The sequence below is a fragment of the Rhizobium sophorae genome (assembly GCF_013087515.1).
Classification (GTDB): Bacteria; Pseudomonadota; Alphaproteobacteria; order Rhizobiales; family Rhizobiaceae; genus Rhizobium; species Rhizobium sophorae.
The window spans coordinates 106,513-128,429 of the sequence record NZ_JABFCN010000021.1 but is presented as its reverse complement, the minus strand read 5'-3'; the positions used below and the strand labels follow the sequence as shown (position 1 = coordinate 128,429).

General features: G+C 58.3%; 18 protein-coding genes. 8 read left to right on the top strand and 10 right to left on the bottom strand.

Annotated elements, in window-relative coordinates:
• Positions 1-125: 125 nt before the first annotated feature.
• The 6 genes from G9X64_RS12865 to G9X64_RS12840 all read right to left on the bottom strand — a co-directional run bounded on the left by G9X64_RS12865 (position 126) and on the right by G9X64_RS12840 (position 5,376).
• The gene (locus tag G9X64_RS12865; protein ID WP_064843796.1) at positions 126-731 is read right to left on the bottom strand and encodes a DUF1419 domain-containing protein; all 606 of its coding nucleotides are present in this window, start codon (positions 729-731) and stop codon (positions 126-128) included.
• A gap of 124 nt (positions 732-855) precedes the next feature.
• Positions 856-1,827 (bottom strand): DUF3991 and toprim domain-containing protein, encoded by a 972-nt coding sequence (locus G9X64_RS12860; protein ID WP_096771802.1) that lies wholly within the window; start codon positions 1,825-1,827, stop codon positions 856-858.
• 202 nt (positions 1,828-2,029) lie between these two features.
• Positions 2,030-2,206: a hypothetical protein gene (locus G9X64_RS12855; protein ID WP_170961508.1), complete on the bottom strand. Its 177-nt coding sequence runs from the start codon at positions 2,204-2,206 to the stop codon at positions 2,030-2,032.
• Positions 2,207-2,858: 652 nt separating this feature from the next.
• Positions 2,859-3,500 carry a dihydroxyacetone kinase subunit DhaL gene (gene dhaL / locus G9X64_RS12850; RefSeq protein ID WP_064843792.1) on the bottom strand — a complete coding sequence of 214 codons (642 nt, stop codon included), beginning with the start codon at positions 3,498-3,500 and terminating at the stop codon, positions 2,859-2,861.
• Between the two features lie 10 nt (positions 3,501-3,510).
• Positions 3,511-4,503 carry a dihydroxyacetone kinase subunit DhaK gene (locus tag G9X64_RS12845; protein WP_040114043.1) on the bottom strand — a complete coding sequence of 331 codons (993 nt, stop codon included), beginning with the start codon at positions 4,501-4,503 and terminating at the stop codon, positions 3,511-3,513.
• Positions 4,504-4,524: 21 nt separating this feature from the next.
• Positions 4,525-5,376, bottom strand: coding sequence for a sugar phosphate isomerase/epimerase family protein (locus tag G9X64_RS12840; protein WP_064843790.1), 852 nt, complete (start codon positions 5,374-5,376; stop codon positions 4,525-4,527).
• A 227-nt stretch (positions 5,377-5,603) separates the two neighbouring features.
• Between G9X64_RS12840 and G9X64_RS12835 the strand changes: the two genes are divergently transcribed.
• On the top strand, positions 5,604-6,533 hold the full coding sequence (locus tag G9X64_RS12835; protein ID WP_064843788.1) for a LysR substrate-binding domain-containing protein: 930 nt from the start codon (positions 5,604-5,606) through the stop codon (positions 6,531-6,533).
• A gap of 71 nt (positions 6,534-6,604) precedes the next feature.
• Here G9X64_RS12835 and G9X64_RS12830 read toward each other — a convergent pair whose 3' ends face one another.
• Positions 6,605-7,453: an alpha/beta fold hydrolase gene (locus G9X64_RS12830; protein ID WP_171376652.1), complete on the bottom strand. Its 849-nt coding sequence runs from the start codon at positions 7,451-7,453 to the stop codon at positions 6,605-6,607.
• On the bottom strand, positions 7,450-8,418 hold the full coding sequence (locus G9X64_RS12825; RefSeq protein WP_081284278.1) for an NAD(P)-dependent oxidoreductase: 969 nt from the start codon (positions 8,416-8,418) through the stop codon (positions 7,450-7,452). The genes G9X64_RS12830 and G9X64_RS12825 overlap by 4 nt, the downstream gene beginning before the upstream one ends.
• A 395-nt stretch (positions 8,419-8,813) precedes the next feature.
• Between G9X64_RS12825 and G9X64_RS12820 the strand changes: the two genes are divergently transcribed.
• The 3 genes from G9X64_RS12820 (at position 8,814) to G9X64_RS12810 (ending at position 13,319) form a co-directional block, all read left to right on the top strand.
• Positions 8,814-9,830: a TRAP transporter substrate-binding protein gene (locus G9X64_RS12820; RefSeq protein ID WP_081284275.1), complete on the top strand. Its 1,017-nt coding sequence runs from the start codon at positions 8,814-8,816 to the stop codon at positions 9,828-9,830.
• Positions 9,831-9,839: 9 nt separating this feature from the next.
• Positions 9,840-11,705, top strand: coding sequence for a TRAP transporter large permease (locus G9X64_RS12815; protein WP_064843783.1), 1,866 nt, complete (start codon positions 9,840-9,842; stop codon positions 11,703-11,705).
• Between the two features lie 615 nt (positions 11,706-12,320).
• Positions 12,321-13,319 (top strand): MBL fold metallo-hydrolase, encoded by a 999-nt coding sequence (locus tag G9X64_RS12810; RefSeq protein ID WP_088395910.1) that lies wholly within the window; start codon positions 12,321-12,323, stop codon positions 13,317-13,319.
• Positions 13,320-13,496: 177 nt separating this feature from the next.
• Here the strand turns inward: G9X64_RS12810 and G9X64_RS12805 are convergent, their stop codons facing one another.
• Positions 13,497-13,754: a hypothetical protein gene (locus G9X64_RS12805; protein WP_081284274.1), complete on the bottom strand. Its 258-nt coding sequence runs from the start codon at positions 13,752-13,754 to the stop codon at positions 13,497-13,499.
• Between the two features lie 254 nt (positions 13,755-14,008).
• On the opposite strand from G9X64_RS12805, the gene G9X64_RS12800 reads away from it, so the two are divergent.
• Positions 14,009-14,248, top strand: a complete 240-nt coding sequence (locus G9X64_RS12800) for a hypothetical protein (RefSeq protein ID WP_064843777.1) — start codon at positions 14,009-14,011, stop codon at positions 14,246-14,248.
• Between the two features lie 113 nt (positions 14,249-14,361).
• On the opposite strand, the gene G9X64_RS12795 is transcribed toward G9X64_RS12800, so the two are convergent.
• Complete coding sequence (locus tag G9X64_RS12795; RefSeq protein ID WP_171376653.1) at positions 14,362-16,806, bottom strand: beta-glucosidase; 2,445 nt, start codon at positions 16,804-16,806, stop codon at positions 14,362-14,364.
• Positions 16,807-17,266: 460 nt separating this feature from the next.
• Between G9X64_RS12795 and G9X64_RS12790 the strand changes: the two genes are divergently transcribed.
• The 3 genes from G9X64_RS12790 (at position 17,267) to G9X64_RS12780 (ending at position 21,896) form a co-directional block, all read left to right on the top strand.
• The gene (locus G9X64_RS12790; protein ID WP_064843775.1) at positions 17,267-19,783 is read left to right on the top strand and encodes a methyl-accepting chemotaxis protein; all 2,517 of its coding nucleotides are present in this window, start codon (positions 17,267-17,269) and stop codon (positions 19,781-19,783) included.
• Positions 19,784-19,865: 82 nt separating this feature from the next.
• Positions 19,866-20,759 (top strand): MBL fold metallo-hydrolase, encoded by an 894-nt coding sequence (locus G9X64_RS12785; RefSeq protein ID WP_096771800.1) that lies wholly within the window; start codon positions 19,866-19,868, stop codon positions 20,757-20,759.
• 12 nt (positions 20,760-20,771) lie between these two features.
• The gene (locus G9X64_RS12780) at positions 20,772-21,896 is read left to right on the top strand and encodes a zinc-dependent alcohol dehydrogenase family protein (protein WP_064843773.1); all 1,125 of its coding nucleotides are present in this window, start codon (positions 20,772-20,774) and stop codon (positions 21,894-21,896) included.
• The last annotated feature ends 21 nt before the right edge of the window (positions 21,897-21,917 follow it).

The window sequence follows — 21,917 nt, the reverse complement described above, 5'->3', positions numbered from 1 at the left end:
CGAGCGTCATCGATCCGCCGCAAGCGACAGTCGAGGAACGCGAAGGGGGGAGGCCGCCTGCATGGGCTGCGCGGCTATCGTGGTCCGAGCGCGATCGCTTCGCGCACGGATGCAAACGGAAACTCTCAAGCCGCGATCGGCGAGGGGAGGTGGCGCAGTTGTACCGGCAGTTTGGCGGCGATCTCGTCCTCGCTGAGGTCTTCCAGCAGCTTCAGAACAGTGCCGCCTTTACCGCCGTAGATCATCAGGGTGCGTTTGCCGCGCGAAGCCTCTGGCCAGCGCTCGCCAGCATAGCCGCGATAGTCGTCCGCCGTACTGCTCCAGATATGCTCGAGACGCTCCTCGCGCGTCATGGACCGAACCGGGCGGCTTTCGCGCTCAATTATCGCGACGCGCATGGTCTCGACGGAGGCTTGATCGGCAAGATCACAATAGCCGTGAAAATAGCGGATCGCCTCATCGATCCGGAGTGCGAAGAACACCGATGTCACCGAGCCGGTCAGGAACTCGCGCATCGCAAACATCGAACCGCGGATCCAGAGCGGCGGCAGGATTTCGAACATGTAGTCGTGCTCGGCCTCGCCGATCTCGAACCATTCGCCGGCATAGAGCGGCGTTGCGTCGGCTTCCCAGCGGTTGGGCCGCTGGAGATGACGGTCGAACATGCGGAACATCTGCGGTCGGCTTGCGACACCCTGGAAGACTTTTCGGATTGCGGGAGAGGGGTTCATCTACAGCTCCTTCGGAGGTTTCGGACCGAAGCGCGGCACTGTCCTCTCGACCGTGCCTTCCTATTCAGTCCTTCATGACCCCTTGGCTGCCGCCGGCATCGCGACCGTCAGGGTCAAGGGCCGGCTACGCCGGGCGAAGCCTCCCTTGACGCGGGCGGCGCGGATGCGGCACGCCTCCTCCTTCCATCCTTTCCCTCTTTTCCTTTTCCCTGATCTTCAGGGTTTCGTTCCAGTCCTCTTCCGGCGGCCGAAGCCGTGTCCAGTCGCAGCCGGCATCGTCGGCAAGCGTCCGCAGCCGTTCGGCAAACATGTCGCCCTGGGGATTGGCGTCCGTCGCCGCGATGATCTGGACGCCAGTTTTCGCGGCCAGCTCCCGCAACGCTGCCTCCGTGGCCGGCGACCATCCGCCGCCGGTGCTGAGATAAAGCGTGCCCTCCCGCAAACCCTCGATCGCCGCGAGGCTCATGGCATCGATCGCGGCTTCTGTGACGGCCAAGCGCGATGCGCTGTCCGAACCGAAACGGAAAAGAACCTTGGTTCCTCCGGATGCAAAACCCCGGTATTGCGGACCCCGCGCTTCCCAGCCGGTCAAGGCCCCCGCCTGGTCTCGGTGCGCCGCCCACATGCTGCCTTGCGGACCTTCTCGCAGTAGGTCGCCTTTGATAGTCGCTCGCAGCACGTAAGTTGGCACGTGGCGCTCGCCACTGAGGTATCGACATGTCGAGGAACCGGGCCAGGGTCGCCGGCGGGACTGCCAACGATCGGGAAGAGAGAGGTCGCATCTCTCGCCATGTTTCGCCGGCTGCCACTCCGGCTCCGTGATCTGAAACCCGATGAGAGCCGCGATCCGTTCTGCGCCTTCGAGAAAGCCGACCCGTTCGAGATGCTCGACGAGCCGGAACACATCGCCTTTCGCGTCGGACAGTGGATCGAACCATCCGCGTCCTTCATAGGTGACGATGACGATCTCGCCGCCGCGGCGGAATTTGACTGCCCGCCGTGTGCTTTCCTTCGCGTCTATTGCAAACCCGGCATGCTCAAGCACCGCCGCACATCTGACCTGCTCGCGCAACGCTTCTATTTCTCTTCTCTTCATTTTTCCTTCCGATCGCCCGGCGATCGGCCTCCATAGCCCTTCCTTGCCCGTCGGTTCACCCGACCCCTTTCGGCAGGCCCCAAAGAGCAAAGGCCGCAAGGGCGCGGCGCGCAATTGTCGGATCATGCAAGCTGAAATTGGCCGCGGCGAAGCTTCCCTTGCGGCCCGCCGCTCGCAAGGGGCACGCCCCGGCGGTGCCGGCTCAATGAGCCGGCCAAGGCATGTACTCATGCACGATCGCCAGATCGTCGTCGGCGTCGATCTCATCGGAAGGAATGACGCCATATTCGCCGTCAACTTCGAAAAGGGTGACCGGTACCATCAGGTCACGGGAGAGCTGGAAGGCGTGGGACTGGGCGAGAGAGAGATCGTGCGACATTTGAGAGGCTCCTTCGGGAGCGGGCCAATTCCCGCTCGATGGCTCCTCCAAAGGCACGGGTCCGGGCGCGATCACCGCGACGCAAAGCGGAAGCGGCCGCAGCTTGCTAGCGGACCCCTCGCGGGTTGATCGTGGAAGATCCGGAACCGGCCAGGACGCCATCGGTAAAGAGCGGGATTGGCTTGCTTCCGTTTGGGCCACCGTTTGACGCACGATTTTCGAGCTTCGTGCCAGGTCGTCGCTCCCCCAGGCCGATTACTCGTGTCTTCGATTTAGCGGGTCAGGTGTTAGCTGAGCGAAGGACTCTGCGTCGCCGCGTGACCGAATGTCGCGTCAGCTTCAGTCGTGGCACCGCCTAAGTTGCGATGAGTCGTGCCTTTCGCGGTTTGCGGAACCCGACCCTGCAAGCGAGAGCGATGGTGCCCGGAGACCGAATGCATAGTTCGCCGCCGACCCAATCTGTCCGCTAAGTTTGATTCCCGGATGGCCGCGAAAGCGGGTGTCCACCCTCGGGCGGCACACGGAGGAGTGTTGCCGGATTTCTATCGCGGCGCGTTTCACATCAATAACCGAGCGGCACTCTGGATTGGCTTCCCCTTAAGCTCGGCATCACTTCGGTTCTCAGTATGATCACGCTCAAGAAGCGATGACACTATTGAAGCCTATCACGGGTTCCCTCAGACAACTCCTTGAGGATCAGCGCGCAAGACGTCGCACCAGCATCCAGCACGCCGAGCGATCGTTCGCCCAGCCTGCTGGCTCGGCCGATCCGTGCGATCAAGTTCACCGTCGAATCGCGGCCACTTTCGGCTGCCGCAACGAGGAGTTCCAATGCCTCGTCGAAGGATTTTCCTTCTGATGTCGCTTTGTCAAAAGCTTCAACAGCAGGCACCAACGTGTCAAGCAATGTCTTGTCGCCGACTTTAGCCGAACCAATTTCTTGAATACCCGTCAAGCCAGCATGCAGCATTCGGCTGAACGTCTTGCTGTCGATCTGGTCGACCTGATCGATCTGCTGGGCAAACTCGGTGAACATCACACCGTAAAGCGGACCCATAGATCCGCCGATCTCGGTCATCAGGACTGTTCCCAGGGTCTCAAGCGCTTTTGCGAGCGATAGCTCCTTGCCGCGTATCCGGTCGGCCACTAAACCGAAACCTTTCGCCATATTTATTCCGTGATCGCCGTCGCCAATCTTGCCGTCGATCTCGCTGAGGTAGTCGCGGTTGTCGATGATCGCTCTTGCCATGGAGACTACGATTTCTCCGGCTGCCGCGTTATTCATTTTTTGCATTGTTCCCTCCTTAAAGTGTCGCCGCGCAGCGAACCTCGACCTCCAGTAGCGACTTTAGCTCTTCATCGAGCGCCATAACCGTCAAAGTCGCTCCAACCATCTCAAGAGACGTGAAGTAGTTACCAACATACGCTTTGTGGATCCTGAGGCCGCGGCCGGAGATTTCCTCCTCGACTGTGTCGAAGAGAATGTAAAGTTCGTTCAGCGGTGTCGCGCCAAGGCCAGATACCAGTACGGCCACTTCTGTCCCCGAGCCGAGATCATGGTCATCCAGCACGATCTGGCACATATCCTTGGCGACCTCTGATGCGCTCTTGAGCGCTTCTACTCGCACGCCCGGCTCGCCGTGATGGCCGATACCGACTTCAATGGTGCCAGGCTCGATCTGGAAGTTCGGATGTCCGACCGCTGGAAGAGTGCACGGCCCCAATCCGACACCGACCGAGCGGCAATTGTCGATGGCCTTCTGCGCTGCGTCACGAACCTCGGATAGGCTGGCGCCCATCGACGCTTTCGCTCCCCCCACCTTCCACATGAAGATCTCTCCGGCAACGCCTCGGCGCTTCGCCTGCTCCTCCGCGGGGGCGGAGCATACGTCGTCGGTTGCAACGACCGTGGCAACCTCGATGCCGTCCTTTGCGGCGAGCTTCATCGCCATCTTCACGTTCATGTTGTCTCCGGCATAATTTCCGTAGAGGACAACGACCCCTTTCCCACCATTCGCTTCGCGTATGGCATCCTGAAAGCTCTTGGCCGTTGGCGACGAAAACAGCTCGCCGACCGCGACCGCGTCAAGCATGTTGCGGCCTATATAGCCAATGAAGGCAGGCTCGTGTCCGGAGCCACCTCCAGTTACGACACCCACTTTTCCTTGCGCGGGCCGGTCAATCGCCGTCACCACGCGTTGGTTTTCGGCGAGGCGCACGATGTCTCGGTGTGCCTTCACAAAGCCCTTGATGGTATCTTCCACGACCTCATCGCGGTTGTTTACAAAACGTTGCACTGCGTCCTCCTCCAGACACGGTCATTGATTGTCGTTGAGCGCTCGCCGGACGACCTTGAGCGACCGAGCCAGCGAGTCCTCGATCGATGACAGCGGCACGGGATCTCGGCGGCGAACGGGCTGCGCCTGCCGATTGCGATGCAGTCTCAAGGGAAGTTCAATACTGACCGGGAGGCTGTCGAGCTTTGCGATTGCAGCCAGGAGGCGCTCGCACCCGACCTTGCCGTCGCCGATATCGCAGAAAAACCAACCTTCGTCGGTTTCACGAACATCCTTGATATGGGCGTGCGCCGATTCCGGCAGCGCCAGGATTCCATCACCTGCGAGATCGTCCATGTCCGGTCGATGTGACGCTGTGTTTGCGGCGTCGTAATTTAGCTTTAGAAAGGGCGATCCGAATTCCTCAACAAGAGAAATACCGTCTCGCGCGGTGTTGATCAGGCTATCGCTGCCGTCTCCTGGGTTTTCCAGGCCAACGATGATATCGAAGGCTTCCGCTCTTCTCAGTATGGTTTCGACGTTGCGACGGAATGTTGCCTCTCTTTGTCGGGCGGCCGTGTTGGTCGCAATAACCTTGGCTCCAATCGCCGCGGCGAATGCCATGCGGCCCGTGAACACTTCGACCGAATCTTCGAAACCGAGGTCGATGTGCGACGACATTGCATGACACAAGAGCCCCGAAAACCTAAGCGCGCTGCGCCAACTGGTCATCTCGGAAGGTTTGAAGGCGGTCTCGTCAAAGGGTTCTGTATATCCAACGATAAAGGCCGGCTCGAAATGCGTGAACCCGAGGGTTGCCGCGCTCTCCAGTGCGGCCTCTCTGCTATGCCCGTCGTACGGCGCGCCGGACACGGAGATCACCCGTTCAGCCATGCATTCCTCCCTTAGAAGAACGGCGCAAAGTCCGTTCCGAAGGGCAAAGTGTTAAAAACGCTTCATCCGGACAAGCGAATTCCGTCGGTCAATGCATGAATACATCTCAACAGCTGCATCATTTGCGTTAAATTTCCTCATGGAATATAGATGAAGGGCGTCCTCCAGCGTACTGAATCTCTCCAGTGGGAAAGGTGGCGAGGCACGCATAAACGGGAGGAGGGGTGATGAGCGCGTTGGAGTTTCCTTCGCTGCGATCGCTACAGGTGTTGGAAGCTGTCGCACGTCTTGGATCTTTTGGAAAAGCCGCCGAGGAACTGAGCATCAGCCCCTCGGCCGTGAGCCATCAAATGGCCGCGCTGGATTCGGAGCTCGGAATTGCTTTATTTCATCGCTCCGGGCGTTCAATCATACTGACTGACGCGGGGAGGGCTTACGCCGAAGAGATCAGCGCCTCGTTTCGAAGGATCGAGAGCGCCACGCGCAATTTCACGAAGAAGGGCAAAAGTGACATTCTGAATATCCATTCGGTCGTCAGTCTAGCTTCGCAGTGGCTCATGCCTCGCCTGGCCCGGTTTAGCGCCCGCTATCCGGAGATCGATCTTCGACTGCACGCTTCTGGTGACCCGGCCGAGCTCAGGACCGGCAACGTCGATATAGACATCCGCTACGGAACGCAGCCCGTGGAGGTTGGCATCGCCGTCGAGCCCTTCCCACCCGAGCCAATAATGGTCCTGTGCGCCCCATCGTTGGTCGAGGGCGCAAACGGAATACGCTCACCGCAGGATCTCGCCAGATTTCCGCTCATCCACTCCGAAGTGAACCTCTATCGCTGGCAGGATTGGGCCGACGACCACGGTGTGAGGCTCAACATGGATCGGGGACTGCGTTTCGATAGATCTTTCATGTCCATCAATGCGGCCGCGGATGGACTTGGCGTTTGCCTGGAAAGCCTCATACTCGTCCGGCAAGATCTGAAAAGCGGGAGGCTCGTTGCGCCGTTTGGCCCGGAAGGCCCCAGCATCAATTGCCATAGTCTCGTGTACTTGAGGTCCAGGGCAAGAACACCAAAGATCGCTCTGTTCAAGCGTTGGATCGAAGAGACCCTGGCTGGCGACACGGTTTCTGCGAGTGAGATCGACGTCGGCGGGAGGTGAGTTATGCACACTCAGGGTCGGTGATGCGCGACTGGTGGATCAGACGCGCATCCCCGACGTCAGGCAGTGGTTTAGCCAAAGAATTTCCGGAGTTCGTTCGCTATGAATTCGGGAGCTTCTTCCGCAACCCAGTGACCCGAGCCCGGGATCAATCCGCCTCGAACGTCACTCGCCACCCGCTGCATTGATTCCATCGTCTCCATGCCGCGGCCAAAACCACTGTCTCCGCCCAGGGCGAGGACCGGCATTTCGAGCTTGCCATCCCTCTCGAGGAATAACTCGTTGTCTTTGACGTCGGTTGGAAAGCCCCGATAATAGGCGAGAAGTGTGCGTAGGCCACCCGGTTTTAGGTAGGTACGGAAATACTCATTCTTGTCTTCCTGAGATAGCACGTTTGCCCGGCTGCCATAATTGTCAAACAACCATTCCAGATAGATATGCTCGCGACCGCCGAACATCGCTTCCGGCAAATCCGGCGTCCTGAAGAAGGGGTGGTGCCAACGCCGGCCGCCTTGCGACATGTCCGCTCCATCGCCAGGAATGGTAACGTCCAGGATCGCGAGCTTGCTAACAGCCTCCCGGTGCTGCGCGGCCAGGGCAAACGCCACCGGGCCGCCCCAGTCGTGTCCCACAAGATTGAAGCGATCGATCTTCAGATGTTCAGAAAGAAGCTCCCACACGTCTTCGGCAATCGTCTTCTTGTCGTACCCATCGGCGGGCCGGGAAGTGTCGCCGAGGCCCCGCAGGTCCGGCGCGATGATCGCGTACTTGTCGGCGAGGAAGGGGATCACGTGCCGCCATTCGTGCGAACTCTGCGGCACCCCGTGAAGGAGAACCAGCGGCTTACCGGATCCTGCGGTCAGGTAGTGCATGTTGATGCCGGACAGTCGCGCGTAATTGCTTTTGATCTCGGCACTCATTTCTTTGCCTCCTTCTGGCCCGCGGTCATCCCCCGATACGCACGAATGACCTGACTGTCATCTGCCGAGCCCGACCCCTGGCCAGACGCGGCAAGGAAGAACTGATGCGCAACGGAGGCGAGCGGCAGGGCGGCCCTGGCAGAGGAGCCAGCGGCAAGCACGATACCGAGATCTTTCACAAAGATGTCTACCGCGCTCGTTACCTCTGGGTCTTCCAGAAGCATACGCTGGCCACGATCGTTGAGCATCCAGCTGGCAGCCGCCGAGCCGGACACGATCTCGAGTACCGTTGAGGTGTCGAGCCCAGCCCTTTCGGCGAGCGACAGCGCCTCAGCCGCTGCCGCCAAGTGTACACCGCACAGCAACTGGTTGACCGCTTTGGCAACCGATGCCTGGCCAGGCCGCTCCCCGAGATAATAGATCTTGGAGCCGAGCACGTCGAGAAGATCGCGGCTCATTTCATAGGTTTGCCTGTCGCCAGCCACCATAATGGAAAGCGACGCGTCACGCGCTCCGGCGACGCCGCCGGAAACAGGTGCATCCAGAAACCGGTGACCGCGAGCAGTCACGGCCTCGGCGAGCTGTTCAACCTCGCCGGGAGGGCATGTTGACATCAGGACGACGATGCTGGTCCTGGTTGAATTTGCCAGGGCGCCCCGTTCGAAGAGGGCTTGGTGCGCCTGGTCGATGTTGACCACCATCAACATCAAGACGTCGGTCTCGCTGGCGGCTTCTGTGGCGTCTGGATAGGCAGTCCCGCCACTGTCAGCGAAGCTTTTTAGAGCATTCTCCGAGATGTCAAACCCCTTGACGTTGAAGCCGCTTTTTAGGAGATGCGACGCCATGGGCAATCCCATGGAGCCGAGACCAAAAAAACCGATTGTCGGTTTTCCCGGTCCTCGTGCCGGGCTCGGCTTTGTTTCTAAAGCTTGGTGCAATTCCGGTCTCCTCCGAGATACTGGCACGTCATAGGTCGGCACATCCCACCGGAGTGCCATGGTCGCATGCAAAGCGGTTAGCATAGCGGCTTCCTCCACATCAAAAGAGTTTGCCCAAAAAACATGTGATCTGGATTCATGTTGCCTGGCGCGTTCTCCTAGAAAAACTTTGTCTCCATCGCGGGTCACGCCGAACTCGCCTGAGTTCAACTCACCATTGGCCTGAGGCAATTCATTTGCGGACGTTTGGCGCAAGCGCCTATTTTACGTCCAGCCGCACAGTGGGAGGCTTCCGGCTTCAGCGACGTCACACCAAGGTCTAAGCAACCTGCGAGAAACTGAGGACCGCTTACGAGGAGAGCGCCTGCGCTGGAGGCTCCTAAAAACATCGACATAGATCAACACGGTTAGAGGAGGAACCAATGATCACAATGAACCGCCGTACCCTTATTATGAGTTCCGTGGCGATGACCGCCACGCTTGCGGCACCTCGCACAATGCGCGCGAGCTCGCCAGAGTTTTCGTTTAAATTTGCCAACATCATGCCCGTTGATCATCCGCTCAACACCCGCATGACCGAGGCTTCCAACAAGATCAGCGAGCAAACAGACGGCCGCGTGAGTATTCAGGTGTTTCCCGCGAGCCAGCTCGGCACCGATGCTGATATGCTCAGCCAGCTTCGATCGGGTGGCCTGGACCTTCTTGCGCAGACAGGCCTCATCGCAGCGACACTCGTTCCGCCCGCGGCCATCACCGGCGTAGGATTTGCCTACCCCAACTATGCTCAGGTCTGGAAGTCGGTGGATGGCGAGCTCGGCCGGAGCATCCGGACGGCTTTTGAGAAGGTCAACCTGATCGCCTTCGAGAAGATGTGGGACAACGGCTTCCGGCAGACCACCTCGATCGGCAAACCGATCAAGTCGCCCGAGGACCTCAAGGGCTTCAAGATCCGCGTCCCTCCTGCGCCGCTCTGGACATCGCTCTTCAAGTCCCTCGGCGCCGCGCCGACATCAATTCCATGGGGCGAAACCTATTCCGCGCTTCAGACTCACGTGGCTGACGGTCTCGAAAACCCGCTCGCTGGCATTTACTTTGCCAAAATGTACGAGGTTCAAAAGTATCTTTCCCGGACCAACCATATGTGGGACGGCTTCTGGATCCTCGCCAATCGGGACAACTTCGAGATGTTGCCTGAGGACTTGCGTGACATTGTCGTCACCGAAATCAATCGCTCGGCTCTCGTGCAACGCGCTGATGTCGAAAAGCTGAATTCCGAACTCCAGGCAGAGCTGACGAGCAAGGGTCTTGAATTTATCGACGTCGATACTGCCCAGTTCCGCGCGACGCTGCAGGCTTCGTCGTTCTACTCCGATTGGAAGGGGCGTTTCGGCGAGGAAGCATGGGCGTTGCTGGAGTCTACCTCGGGCAAATTGATCTGAGGCGTTGACATGGCTACTTCTGAAAATGTCAGCCCCCCGGTGATTGGCGCGTGGCCAGTCCTGGCCAAAGCTGAAGCGGGCGTGGTGCGCCTGATTGAATTGATCGCCGCAGCACTTGTTGTCGTCGAGGTACTCGTGCTGTCGGCGGGCGTCTTCGCCCGCTATGCATGGGGCGAGCCGCTCATCTGGTCGGACGAGCTCGCCTCCATGTTGTTCCTCTGGCTTTCGATCGTGGGCGCGGTCCTCGCTTTTCACCGCGGACAGCACATGAGGATGGGCGTTATCGCGGACGCGATGCCGCCCGTCGTAAAGGCAAGACTGGAGGTGGCTGCACTTGTCTTTTGCCTTTCGGTCTGCGTGCTTCTTCTACCCAAGGCCACGGTCTACGCTCTTCATGAAGTTCCGGTCGTCACTCCCGCGATGGAGGTTTCGGTCGCATGGCGTTCGTTTGGTCTTCCGATCGGACTTGGCCTGATGCTTATCCTTGGCGTGACCAATGCCCTTCAGCGCATCAGGCTGAGCGATTTCCTGATCGGAGTCCTTGTAGCCGCATGCTTGATAGGGTTGGCGATTGCGGCGAAACCGTTGATCATGGCGATGGGCAACTGGAACCTCGTGCTTTTCTTCGTAGTCTTCATCGCACTAGGTGTGCTGAGCGGCGTACCAATCGCGTTCGTGTTCGCTCTCGCTGCCATCAGTTATGTGGCTCTGGGTACGAGCCGTCCGATAAGCGTGATCGCGGGTCGGCTTGACGAGGGAATGTCGCATCTTCTCCTGCTGGCGGTCCCGCTGTTCGTGCTGCTGGGTATGCTGATGGAGGTTACGGGCATGGCAAAAGCGATGCTGAACTTCCTGGCGTCCTTGCTCGGACATGTCAGAGGCGGCCTGTGTTACGTCCTCGTCGCGGCAATGTATCTGGTGTCTGGGATATCGGGTTCGAAGACCGCCGACATGGCTGCTGTCGCCCCGGCACTGTTCCCGGAGATGAAAGCGAGAGGATCAAAGCCCGGTGATCTCGTGGCCCTGCTTGCGGCTACGGGTGCGCAGACGGAGACGATCCCGCCGAGCCTCGTATTGATCACCATCGGATCGGTTACGAGCGTATCGATTTCGGCCCTGTTCATAGGCGGTCTTTTGCCGGCGTTCGTCTGCGGATTGATGCTTTGCGTTGTCGTCTGGTGGCGCTATCGCAACGAGGACATGTCGGGTTTTCGCAAGCCGCCGGCCAGGGAGATCTTCCGCACATTCCTGATTGCGCTTCCGGCTTTGGCCCTGCCTTTTATCATCCGTACAGCGGTTGTCGAAGGCGTTGCTACCGCCACGGAAGTCTCGACAATCGGCATTGCCTACTCGCTGCTGGCAGGCCTCCTCATTTACCGCCGGTTCGACTGGAAGCGGGTGGGTCCGATGCTGGTGGAAACGGCGGTCTTGTCCGGAGCCATCCTTTTCATCATCGCGGCGGCAACGGCTGTGGCCTGGTGCCTAACTCAATCGGGTTTTTCGCGTGGGCTGGTTCAGACGATGGCGGGTCTACCCGGAGGAGCGCCGATCTTTATGATCGTGTCGATCGTCGCGTTCATTGTGCTCGGTAGCGTGCTGGAAGGCATTCCCGCGGTGGTTCTGTTCGCACCTCTGGTATTTCCGATCGCCAAGGGATTAGGGATCCACGACGTGCACTATTCGATCGTGGTCATTCTCGCCATGGGAGTGGGCTTGTTCCTCCCGCCGTTCGGCGTCGGTTATTATGCCGCCTGTGCAATCGGCCGTGTGAACCCGGTGGAAGGGATAAAGCCGCTGTGGGGGTACATGATCGCCCTGCTTCTCGGGCTTGCGATCGTCGCAGCGGTGCCCTGGATCTCGATCGGCTTCCTATGACGTGCGACCGTAGGCGGCCGGTAGAGAAGTCGGCCATTCTACGATCGTAACCATGTCGGATAAGGCGGAATGCCGGGCTGGCAACGTGCTTCAGAAGCATGCTGCTGGCTCCGCAATATGCCCGGGAAGGAATGTAGCGCCCACCGGAAGATCGTTACGTCCTCGCGGTTTTCCGTGGCTTCTTCCTCAAGGAGCGGTGCGCTCTTCGAGGGAAGAGGTAACATCTATCCTCCTACCGCTTAATGAACACAGTTGGCGACCTGACGCAGAGCCACTCACATGACAAAGAGGCAGCCAAGGCGATCCACGATAATCTTGCCGATACTCGGATGCGAGCCGCGTCCCGCAGTCAGGGAGCCAAGAGTTCTTTCGAACTCACCGTAAGCCAACGAGATCTGATGGCCGGAGCAACGCGGTACCCCGAAACCGCTTGTTTCGATTGATTAATCGCAGGTCCGAGCGAGATCATTTGTTGAGCGATGCTCATTGAAATGGACTTGCAATTCAATTGTCGTAGACCTGCCACTTGATACCTTTCCAATGCAGACAAAGCCGAAATCCGTCGCAAGACAAGCGCGGTCTGCAGACGCTTTTTTACAAATGGGGAGGAGTGAAATGGGAAATGAACGTTTCGAGATCGACCGCCGCAACTTACTATTGGCAGGGGGAGCTGCTTTGAGTGGAGCCGTTTTGGGTGCGAACAGTATAGCGGCTCACGCTAGGGCGAGCCCCGTTTCCGGGGCACAAGCTCCGGACTTTTATCGATTTGCCATTGGGGACGCCCAGGTAACCATCGTATCAGACGGCCCACTTCCGCTCGGCGACCCGACACAAAGCTTTCTCGGCGTCCCGGCCGACGAGATAAGATCCATGCTAAACCACAGCTTCCTGCCCACGGATGAGATCGTTCTCGCTCAGAACGCACCTGTCGTAAACATCGGTGGCAAGCTGATTTTGTTCGACACGGGGATGGGATCGCTTAAGCAATTTGGCCCGACGACTGGCCGTCTCAAGTCTTGCTTGGCCGCCGCGAATATTGCGCTGGAAGATATTGACGCTGTCGTCTGTTCGCATGCTCATTGGGACCACGTCGGCGGAATCTGGGGCGACGACGGGAAACCAACGTTTCCAAACGCCCAGGTGTACATCAGCCAAACCGACTACGATTTCTGGACCGACGAGAAAAAACTTGGAGGCGATCTCAACGGTCTTGTTAAAGCCGCGATCCACAACCTCAAACCCGTGCGGGACCGCATGGTTTTTTTCCAGGACGAACAAGAGTTTCTTCCTGGTATTCATGCCATTAGCGCTCCTGGACACACACTCGGCCATAGCTGCTTTATGATTGAATCAGCAGGAAAGACAATGTGCTATGGCGGCGACCTCACTCATCATCCTGTGCTTCTGTTCGAAAAGCCTTTGATGGAATTTGCGTTCGATACCGATCCCAAACTGTCGGCTCAATCGCGTGTGCGCATTCTGAAAATGCTGGCCTCCAATAGAATACCCTTCATGTCCTACCACTTCCCATGGCCGGGCTACGGGCACGTTGGCATAGCGGGAGAGGGCTTCGAGTATTTTCCTGAGCCACTACATCTTAGCCTGTTGGACTGAGTGGTAGAGAAGGGCGCGAGGGCAATACCTTCGCGTCAATCCTATCCGGAGGGCAGTCGAACGAAATCATCACATGGCGGAAGTTACGCAACAAGCAGTGTGCGCCTTCATCGCGTTGCTAGACATCAAGTCTCGCGGGAACGCCAACTGAAATCAAGAGCGATCGGCGGACCGCACCTAAAGGCCATTCCTGATCGGAAACATATCCTCGCCGTAGTGGTGAAGCCTCGTGTGATGCCGTCGGCATAACCAGCGCACCTTTAAAGGGTCGTCGTATTGATCATGATGGGCGTCGACCATTTCAATCCCGCAGACCTCACATGTTTGCTTTTCCAGCTCGCCTGCCTTTACAGCTCGCTGTACAGCAAGATGAGCATCATATTTCGCTGGATTAGCACGGCGCCAATTTGCTTGGCGGGTGTCGGTTTTCAGCATCGCCGCATCCTGTGCCTGTAATTTTGCGCTCTCGACCGATAGATACCTGGAAAGGGCTGCAGGCTCAAGTTTCGGCACAGATCGACGGCGTCTGTCCGTGGCTCCGCGTCCGAAAACAAGATTTCTCATTGCCAGAAATGATCAGGGTTGGGCGATCGAGATCCACCTTTGCTGCCCGCAATCTTCGCACCGGCGGATACGATATCGCTCGGGTGGATCGGTGCTCCCGATCTTAGCGCGCTGGATGACTAAGCTTGAAATTTCTGCTCGATACATATGTCCTGAAGGAGATCGGTCGAGCCGAACTGCACGAGAATGTGGCAGCCCTCGATATGATTGAGGATTCCGATCTCGCGGCTAGCGTGAGCTCAGTTCGAGAGACTGCGAAAGGCATCAAAAAAAAGCGTAGGACCGACGCTGTCGCGAACGTGTCCGCCAACGCTTCCGACGCCATCTTCGCCGCCTATGAAGGTCGGTATCCTTCCTGTCGATGACAATATCGCCCGTCTTGAGCCATTCATTCACTCATTCACCGAGCTTCACCGCCACTGCGCTCTTTTTTTGGGACTCAACCACCGCCAAACGTAGTCTTTGATTCTCTGCACGATTAGAGCGCTAAGACAGCGCCCTTTTGCGTGACAGTTCCACTCAAACGGATGTCGGTGGCCGAGAACCCAACCATAACTGCAAATTCCCCCGTCTCTATCCGCCAGCACCGCTCGGTCGTGTCGAAGAAGGCAAATGTTCGGGCGTCAAGAATGAAACTGAGCCTTCGTTTCTCACCGGGTTCCAGGCCGATTTTCGAGAAGGCCTTCAATTCTTTAACCGGTCTGGGTACAGATGCTTCAACATCGCCCACATAGATTTGCACCACTGCCGAACCTGGCCGCTCGCTGACGTTGGTCAATCCCAGTGTCACTGTCACCGCGCCGGCAGGATCCGGCAGCCCCACCGTCAGGTCTGACATCGCAAAGCTTGAATAACCGAGACCATGACCGAAGGGGAACAGTGGCTTAATGTCCTGGCGATCGTAGTGCCGATATCCAACGAACACACCTTCGTCATATCGCACATGGCCATTCTTGCCTGGATAGACCGCGTCATCCTCGGTATGTGTGGGATTGTCAGCCCAGCGCACGGGGAAAGTCTGTGCCAGTCGGCCCGAGGGCTCGGCCTTGCCAAGGAGCACATCGGCGATCGCGTTGCCAGCTTCCTGACCGGGATACCAGCATTGCAGTACTGCACGAGCACCGGAAAGCCAGGGCATTTCCACCGGTCCACCGGTTTGTAGGACGACAATCGTGTTCGGATTGGCCGCAATTACCGCCTCAACAAGCTGGTCCTGCAGACCAGGAAGTGCAATGCCGCGGAGATCGGAGCCCTCGGTATCCCAGTCGCCCGTTCTGCCCACGAAGACTACCGCATGATCAGCCTTCGCGGCGACGGCTGCTGCCTCGGCAATCTCCGCTTCGGCCGAAAACCTGCCTATTCCTACCCGAATTGCGGCGATATAGAGGTTGACGTGATCGTGCCGGGCGTACTCGGCGACGACCTCGTATGTACGGCCGGCTTCGAGCGTGATTTCGCCCACGACCTCCTCGCAGCCTTCTTCAAAGAATGTGGTACCACGTGTCCAGGAAGCCCAGGCGTCCACCACAAGCCTGCCGTCCACATAGACCCGACCAAGCCCGGCCGAGGTCAGGCCGACGCGATAGACGCCGGCTTCTAAGGCTGTGAATACGGTGCGCATTCGGGCGGAAAAGCGATACGGATCGACTAGGCCCCCGGCCACGGGGGGCAACCATACACCGAGGCTCGACGGTTCCTCGATAACCTTCACGGGCTCGCCAGCAAGCTCCCTTTCTTGGAAAAATTCGAAGGTTGTCGGGTTTTCGATCAGCGGCTGAAACCGATAATTGCTGCAACCCTGAGCGTAGCACACGTTCTCCTCACCCAGGGCGTCCGCCAGCCCCTGCCACGGACTGACGACATAGTGGGGGTTCAACTGCGCCGAGCCGCCTCCCATAACCTGCGCGATCTTGGCATTGGGTCCAATGATGGCGACCGTACCTTGCTGAGCCAATGGCAGGATGCCGTCATTCTGTAGCAGAACTGCGCTTTCCGCTCCCGCGCGCCTGATGAGTGCCCTATGTTCCGGCCGATTAATGGCGTACTCCTTAAACTCGCGATGATCGTTGATTGCGCCGGTGCGTTCCATCAGGGTCAGGATATTGTGCACACAGGCGCGGACGGTCTCGACACTTACCTCGCCCGCGTCGATCGCCGCCAGAAGCTTGGAGCCGCGGTCGCGGGTCGGGCCCGGCATCTCCAGATCCAGCCCAGCATTCACGGTGGGTGCGGTCGAACGCGAGCCGAAACAGTCCGACATCACCACGCCGTTAAAACCCCAGTCACCGCGTAGTACCTCGTTCAACAACCAATGGCTTTCCGCCGTGTAAGTACCGTTTAGTTTGTTATATGAAGACATCACGGCCCAGACCTTTGCCCGCTTCACCGCCGCCTCAAAGGGTATTAGGTAGACTTCGCGCAGAGTGCGTTCATCGATATCTGAAGAGATGGTTGTACGTTCGATCTCGGACTCGTTGCCGGCGAAATGTTTTATCGTGGCACCCACTTTCTTGGACTGCAGACCTTCGATATAGCCGACGGCAAGTTCCGCCGTCAGTATCGGATCCTCAGAGAAACACTCAAAGTTGCGGCCGTTTGTGACGCTGCGCTGGATGTTAACGGTCGGCGCCAACGAGACATGAGCCCCTTTGGAAAGAACCTCGTCACCTAGCGCACTGCCGATTTCCCTGGCTAGGTCCGGGTTCCAACTCGCTCCGATGGCAATGCCTACCGGGAAAGCCGCTGCAGTCACACCCCCGACAAAAGACCCCGCCCCGCGGGCGCCGTTGGGGCCGTCCGTCAAGCGCAATCTCCCTATCCCTAGGCGGTCGATGGGCGGTAAAGACCAGAACGTATCGCCGGAAAGTAGCGAGACCTGCTCGGCCAAGGTCATATTATCGAGCAATGCTCTCGTATCAGTCATCTTCTCTGCTTCCTCAATCTCAACACTTACCGTTCCCAGATCGGGCATCTCTATATGCATATTGGGAAAGCTGGTGAGGTCGGCGTCATCCGTGGAGCCGTCCATCCATGAGAAGGAAGGCCCGTTTGTTCACCAAGGCGCCGTCACCACGACGACGACATGTTCGCAGCCTTCACGTGGCCGAGATGACGTCACCGCTTTCCACTGAAAACAAGGACATCGCGGTTTGATCGATGTCAGCGGTGAAAGTTGTGCCGGCTGCGGCAGCGCCGGTTCTGGAGTTATTCCTCCGCAAGTTCGCGAGACAATTTGAAAACCTGAACATGCTATCAGACAATCTGTTGACAGACAATCCTCAGTCGCGCAGCCTCGTGTCGTCATTGATGATTCGATGTCTCCATCGGAGGCGGATCCCGATTGATGAAGCTTCTTCACCGCCTATGGACAAGGATGGACCACGATGGACAGGCTGTTGTCCCGTTTCCGGCTACAGACAAAAGTAATCATTTTCGTACTGCCTTTCATAATCAGCATTTGCGCGGTGGGATTTTTGGGGCACTACGCCGCGGGTCTCCTACAAAGCCGCCTGGAAACCTCGAGCCAGGTGATGCAGGTGCTCTCGGGTTTCCGTGACGTCTCCGCCTCGATGAGAGAGTTTCTCGATGAGGCGTCGGAAGAAAGGCGCGATCGCGTGAAGGCTGACCTGCTCGCCCAGCAATCGCATCTGCAAGCTTTAGTGACGAATGCCGGAGCTACGGGGGAAAGCGAAGGCCTCCTGTCGGCAAACGCGATTATGCGGGACGTGGTGGACAATTTTGGCTCTCTCTGGAGCATCCATGAAAGCGAAGAGCAACTGATAACCTCGATCGCCAATCATTCTGAATCGCTGGTTTGGTCGCAGGATGAAATGCTCAGGCTAGCTGACGAGTTGAGGAAGTCCGGCGAGCAGTCCGAGGGCGCCGCCAAATCGATGTTGCGCGATGCCGACAGGGTGACAGGCTATGCAACCTTCTTCCTTGATTTTGCCGCGGGCTACCAATCCGCCGGAACGACCGAGCTGAAACTCGAATATTTGCGCGGCAAAGTGGGCGAGTTGCGTCGAAGCGCCCGAAATCTGCGGGCTTCCTTGCCGTCGGACGCTACAAAACTGTCGAGCTCGGTCGACGGCGCGGTGAAAAGCGTAACAGAAATTCTGTCGCAGGGCGCCGCATCGGACAACGCCGTAGGCCTCGACACCGCAATGTCCGCGTTCAAGGAAATCTCCGTCGGGATTAACGCGGTGGCGAACCAGCAAACAAAGAAAGCAATCGTCGAGTTCGCAGGTCTCGACCAACGTTTGGCCAAGATCAGCAGCGCCTTGGACGGCAGCCGAAGACTTTCGGACTCCAGCTATCTCATCAGGATACACCTTGCGCGCTTCATAGCCGACCCTACCGAACAAAACCGCGCGCAACTCATCCAGAACTTCGACAGAACGAAGAAGGAGATATTGGACATCTGGAGTGCCGCTTCCGATCTCGACCTTTTCAAGGCAGTCCAGAATACGGTCCCTCCGGCGGTAGAGGGTATGACGCAGGACAGTGCGAAGCTCGTCGAGATCTCGGAAGTCAGGCGTGCGCAATATAGGCAAACGACAGACCAGTTGAACACCATATGGGGCCACCTCACGACGTTTGCCGACGCCCAGCGTGCCAGGGCCATCGAAGAGACGGCCCGTGCGAACGGCATTGCCCTCATCACGATATTTGCAGGCGTCCTCGTCGCGCTTCTCGCTGGCTTCGGGATGATTGCGACTTTCAAGAAACCTGTCGTCCGGTTGACCGACGACATGCGGCGTTTGTCCGAAGGGGACCTTGACATAGAGATCGGCGGTTCTGAGCGCGCTGATGAGCTCGGAGAAATGGCCCGGGCACTCTGTGTCTTCAGGGAGAATGCCGTAAGGAAAATCGAGATCGAGAACGACGCGGATCGTCAACGATCAGCTTCCGAAGCTGAACGTCGGCACAACGAGGCGGAGAAAGCCCAGATCGACAAACAGATCGGCGACGCCGTCGACAGTCTTGCCGCTGGGCTGGAGAGGTTATCCAACGGTGATGTTTCGAGCACGATCGATCAACCGTTCTCCGGGCGGCTGGAACAGTTGCGAAAAGACTTCAACAATTCGTTGCTGCGCTTGCAGGCGACGATGTCGGAACTTCGCGGCAACATCGTGCTCATTCGGCAAAATGCAGACAATCTCAGCAGTGGCGCCGATGATCTCTCCCGCCGCAGCGAGCGCCAAGCCGCGTCGTTGGAGGAGACAGCGGCTGCGGTTCATCAACTCACCGCGACGGTGCATTCGTCGACAGAGCAGGCGCAGGCCGCAGCCCGGCTTGTAAAGGAAACCAAGCAGGCCGCGGATGCGTCTGCTTCAGTGGTCACGAACGCGGTCGACGCTATGGGCCGAATAGAAGCGGCTTCCGGGCGCATTTCGCAAATCATCGGCGTAATCGACGAGATCGCTTTCCAGACCAATCTCCTGGCACTCAATGCCGGCGTCGAGGCCGCGAGAGCAGGAGAAGCCGGGCAGGGTTTCGCGGTCGTCGCCCAAGAAGTCCGGGAACTTGCCCAGCGGTCGGCTCTAGCCGCCCAGGAAATCAAGGGACTCATCGCAAGATCGACCGAGGAAGTCGCCTCGGGATCGCGATTGGTGAACGAGGCGGGCAGGGTGCTCATTGCAATATCGTCGAATGTTGCCGGAATTTCCGAAAGGGTTGAGCTTATCGCTGCGGCAAGCAGGGACCAGGCGGCTTCGCTTATCGAAGTGAACCAGGCCGTCGGCGAGATCGATGACAGCACCCAGCGAAACGCTGCCATCGCCGAGCAAGCCCACGCCGCCACTCAGGAACTCACAAAGGAGACCCAGCGACTGATGCAGCAGATAGAACAGTTCAACATCGGCAGGCCGAGGGGTCACATGCTTTCGATCGTTTCCTGACGACAGACTATCATCAATATTCTGTTGACAGATTTTCATACAATCTGTCAAATGGTACAGCCAATCTGGGAGGATATCCGGCGTGCTCAATGACCAAGCGCATCAGACTAAGTTGCCCTATTTCTATCCGTTCAAGTTCGGAACCGGCGAAATAACGGTGCTTTCGGACGGACCGTTGGAATTGGGCGACCCGCGGGAGAATTTTCTCGGAGTCGACGCGGCCACAGTGACGGAAATGCTCGACAGGAACTTCCTGTCCAGTTCGTCGGTAACCCTCGAGCAGAACATCCCGCTGGTCAAAATTAACGGAAAGACCATCCTGTTCGACACCGGGATGGGGACGTCGAAGATTTTCGGGCCGACGACCGGCCGCTTGCTGAAAAGCATGCAGGAGGCAGGCATCGACCCCTTGGAAGTCGATGCCGTGGTGTTGTCCCACGCACACATCGACCACACCGGCGGACTTTGCGATCAGGACGGCAAGCTTAATTTTCCGAACGCGAAGATCTTCATAAGCGAAAGCGACTTCGATGACTGGACCGACGGAGGCAAGCTTGATGCCGGTTTCAAGGCTCAGGTGGAAAATGCCCGGAGAAACCTTCTTCCACACCGTGATCGGATAGCGCATTTCGTGGACGGTCAGGAGTTCCTGCCGGGCGTGCAAGCGGTGCACGCTCCAGGCCACACCTTGGGCCACTTTTGCTTCCTCATGCAGTCTGACAACGATCGGCTCTGCTTCCTCGGCGATCTCACCCATCATCATATCCTGCTGATGGAACGCCCGTGGATGGAGTTCAAGTACGACACCGATCCCAAGCTCTCGGCGCGCTCGCGCACCCGGGTGCTGGATATGCTCGCGACAGACCGCATACCAGTGATGTCCTATCACTTTGCGTGGCCCGGGCTCGGCAACGTCGCCCGGGAGCGGGAAGGCTTCCGCTACGTACCCGCCGCCATGCAGATGCTCTCGAGATAGGAATACACGACAATGCAGATGAAATCCGTCATTCTCCGAGAGTCAGGGCTTCCCAAGCCGTATGCAAGTTCGCGACCTCTCAGTGTCGAGACCGTCGATCTGACGCCTCCGGGCAATCTTGAGGTCCTGGTCAAAATCAAGGCCGCTGGTGTGTGCCACTCCGACCTGTCGGCGATAAACGGCGACCGGCCCCGCCCGCTGCCTGTCGCGTTGGGGCATGAAGCATCCGGCATCGTCGAAGAAATCGGACCCGGTGTCGATACAGTGAAGGTTGGCGATCACGTCGTGATGTCGTTCCTGCCGATCTGCGGACACTGCGATTACTGCGCGGGAGGACGCGCTAGCCTCTGTGAGCCTGGCTATCGCGCAAACGCCGCCGGGACATTGTTGAACGGTAGCAAGCATATCCGTCTTCGCGGCTACGATATCAACCATCACAGCGGCGTATCGGCGTTTTCGGAATACGCGATCGTGTCGGCGCACTCGGTCGTCAAGATCACCAAAGATGTGGACGTCACGATGGCGGCCCTGTTCGGATGCGCCGTCATGACAGGCGTCGGTGCGGTCGTAAACACGTGTGGCGTGAAGCCGGGACAGTCGGTCGCCGTCATCGGCCTTGGGGGCGTGGGCTTGTCGGCGGTCCTCGGAGCGGTGGCCAGCGGAGCAAGCGAGATCGTCGCCATCGATTTGATGCCGGAAAAGCTTGAGCTGGCTAGGTCGCTGGGCGCGACGCGTACCTTCCTGGCAACCTCGCCGGATGTGGTCGGCGAGGTCAAGGAAGCGACACGCGGGGGAGTGGACTACGCCATCGAGATGGCAGGGTCGAGCAAAGCGTTCGAAACCGCTTATGGCATTACGCGGCGCGGCGGCACGACAGCCACAGCGGGTCTGGCGAACGTGAACACCAAATTCGAGATCTCGCCGCTTCCTCTTGTCGGGGAAGAACGCATCATCAAAGGCAGCTACATGGGGTCCTGCGTGCCTTCGCGCGATATTCCCCGTTATATCGACCTGTTCCTCAAAGGCAGGTTGCCCGTGGAGAGACTGCTGTCCAGCACTGGCCCGCTTGAGGAAATCAACGAGGCCTTCGACCGGTTAGACCGTGGCGAGGTGATCCGGCATCTGCTGGTTCCCTGAGCCTGCGGAAGGAGCGAGAAT

What these genes read in the sequence shown, in the direction of transcription:
- G9X64_RS12815 (WP_064843783.1), top strand. Translation starts at nt 9,840, where the DNA reads ATGGCTACTTCTGAAAATGTCAGCCCCCCGGTGATTGGCGCGTGGCCA.
- G9X64_RS12865 (WP_064843796.1), bottom strand. Translation starts at nt 731, where the DNA reads ATGAACCCCTCTCCCGCAATCCGAAAAGTCTTCCAGGGTGTCGCAAGC.
- G9X64_RS12830 (WP_171376652.1), bottom strand. Translation starts at nt 7,453, where the DNA reads ATGAGTGCCGAGATCAAAAGCAATTACGCGCGACTGTCCGGCATCAAC.
- G9X64_RS12855 (WP_170961508.1), bottom strand. Translation starts at nt 2,206, where the DNA reads ATGTCGCACGATCTCTCTCTCGCCCAGTCCCACGCCTTCCAGCTCTCC.
- G9X64_RS12790 (WP_064843775.1), top strand. Translation starts at nt 17,267, where the DNA reads ATGGACAGGCTGTTGTCCCGTTTCCGGCTACAGACAAAAGTAATCATT.
- dhaL (WP_064843792.1), bottom strand. Translation starts at nt 3,500, where the DNA reads ATGCAAAAAATGAATAACGCGGCAGCCGGAGAAATCGTAGTCTCCATG.
- G9X64_RS12795 (WP_171376653.1), bottom strand. Translation starts at nt 16,806, where the DNA reads ATGACTGATACGAGAGCATTGCTCGATAATATGACCTTGGCCGAGCAG.
- G9X64_RS12820 (WP_081284275.1), top strand. Translation starts at nt 8,814, where the DNA reads ATGATCACAATGAACCGCCGTACCCTTATTATGAGTTCCGTGGCGATG.
- G9X64_RS12805 (WP_081284274.1), bottom strand. Translation starts at nt 13,754, where the DNA reads ATGCTGAAAACCGACACCCGCCAAGCAAATTGGCGCCGTGCTAATCCA.
- G9X64_RS12835 (WP_064843788.1), top strand. Translation starts at nt 5,604, where the DNA reads ATGAGCGCGTTGGAGTTTCCTTCGCTGCGATCGCTACAGGTGTTGGAA.
- G9X64_RS12860 (WP_096771802.1), bottom strand. Translation starts at nt 1,827, where the DNA reads ATGAAGAGAAGAGAAATAGAAGCGTTGCGCGAGCAGGTCAGATGTGCG.
- G9X64_RS12810 (WP_088395910.1), top strand. Translation starts at nt 12,321, where the DNA reads ATGGGAAATGAACGTTTCGAGATCGACCGCCGCAACTTACTATTGGCA.
- G9X64_RS12780 (WP_064843773.1), top strand. Translation starts at nt 20,772, where the DNA reads ATGCAGATGAAATCCGTCATTCTCCGAGAGTCAGGGCTTCCCAAGCCG.
- G9X64_RS12840 (WP_064843790.1), bottom strand. Translation starts at nt 5,376, where the DNA reads ATGGCTGAACGGGTGATCTCCGTGTCCGGCGCGCCGTACGACGGGCAT.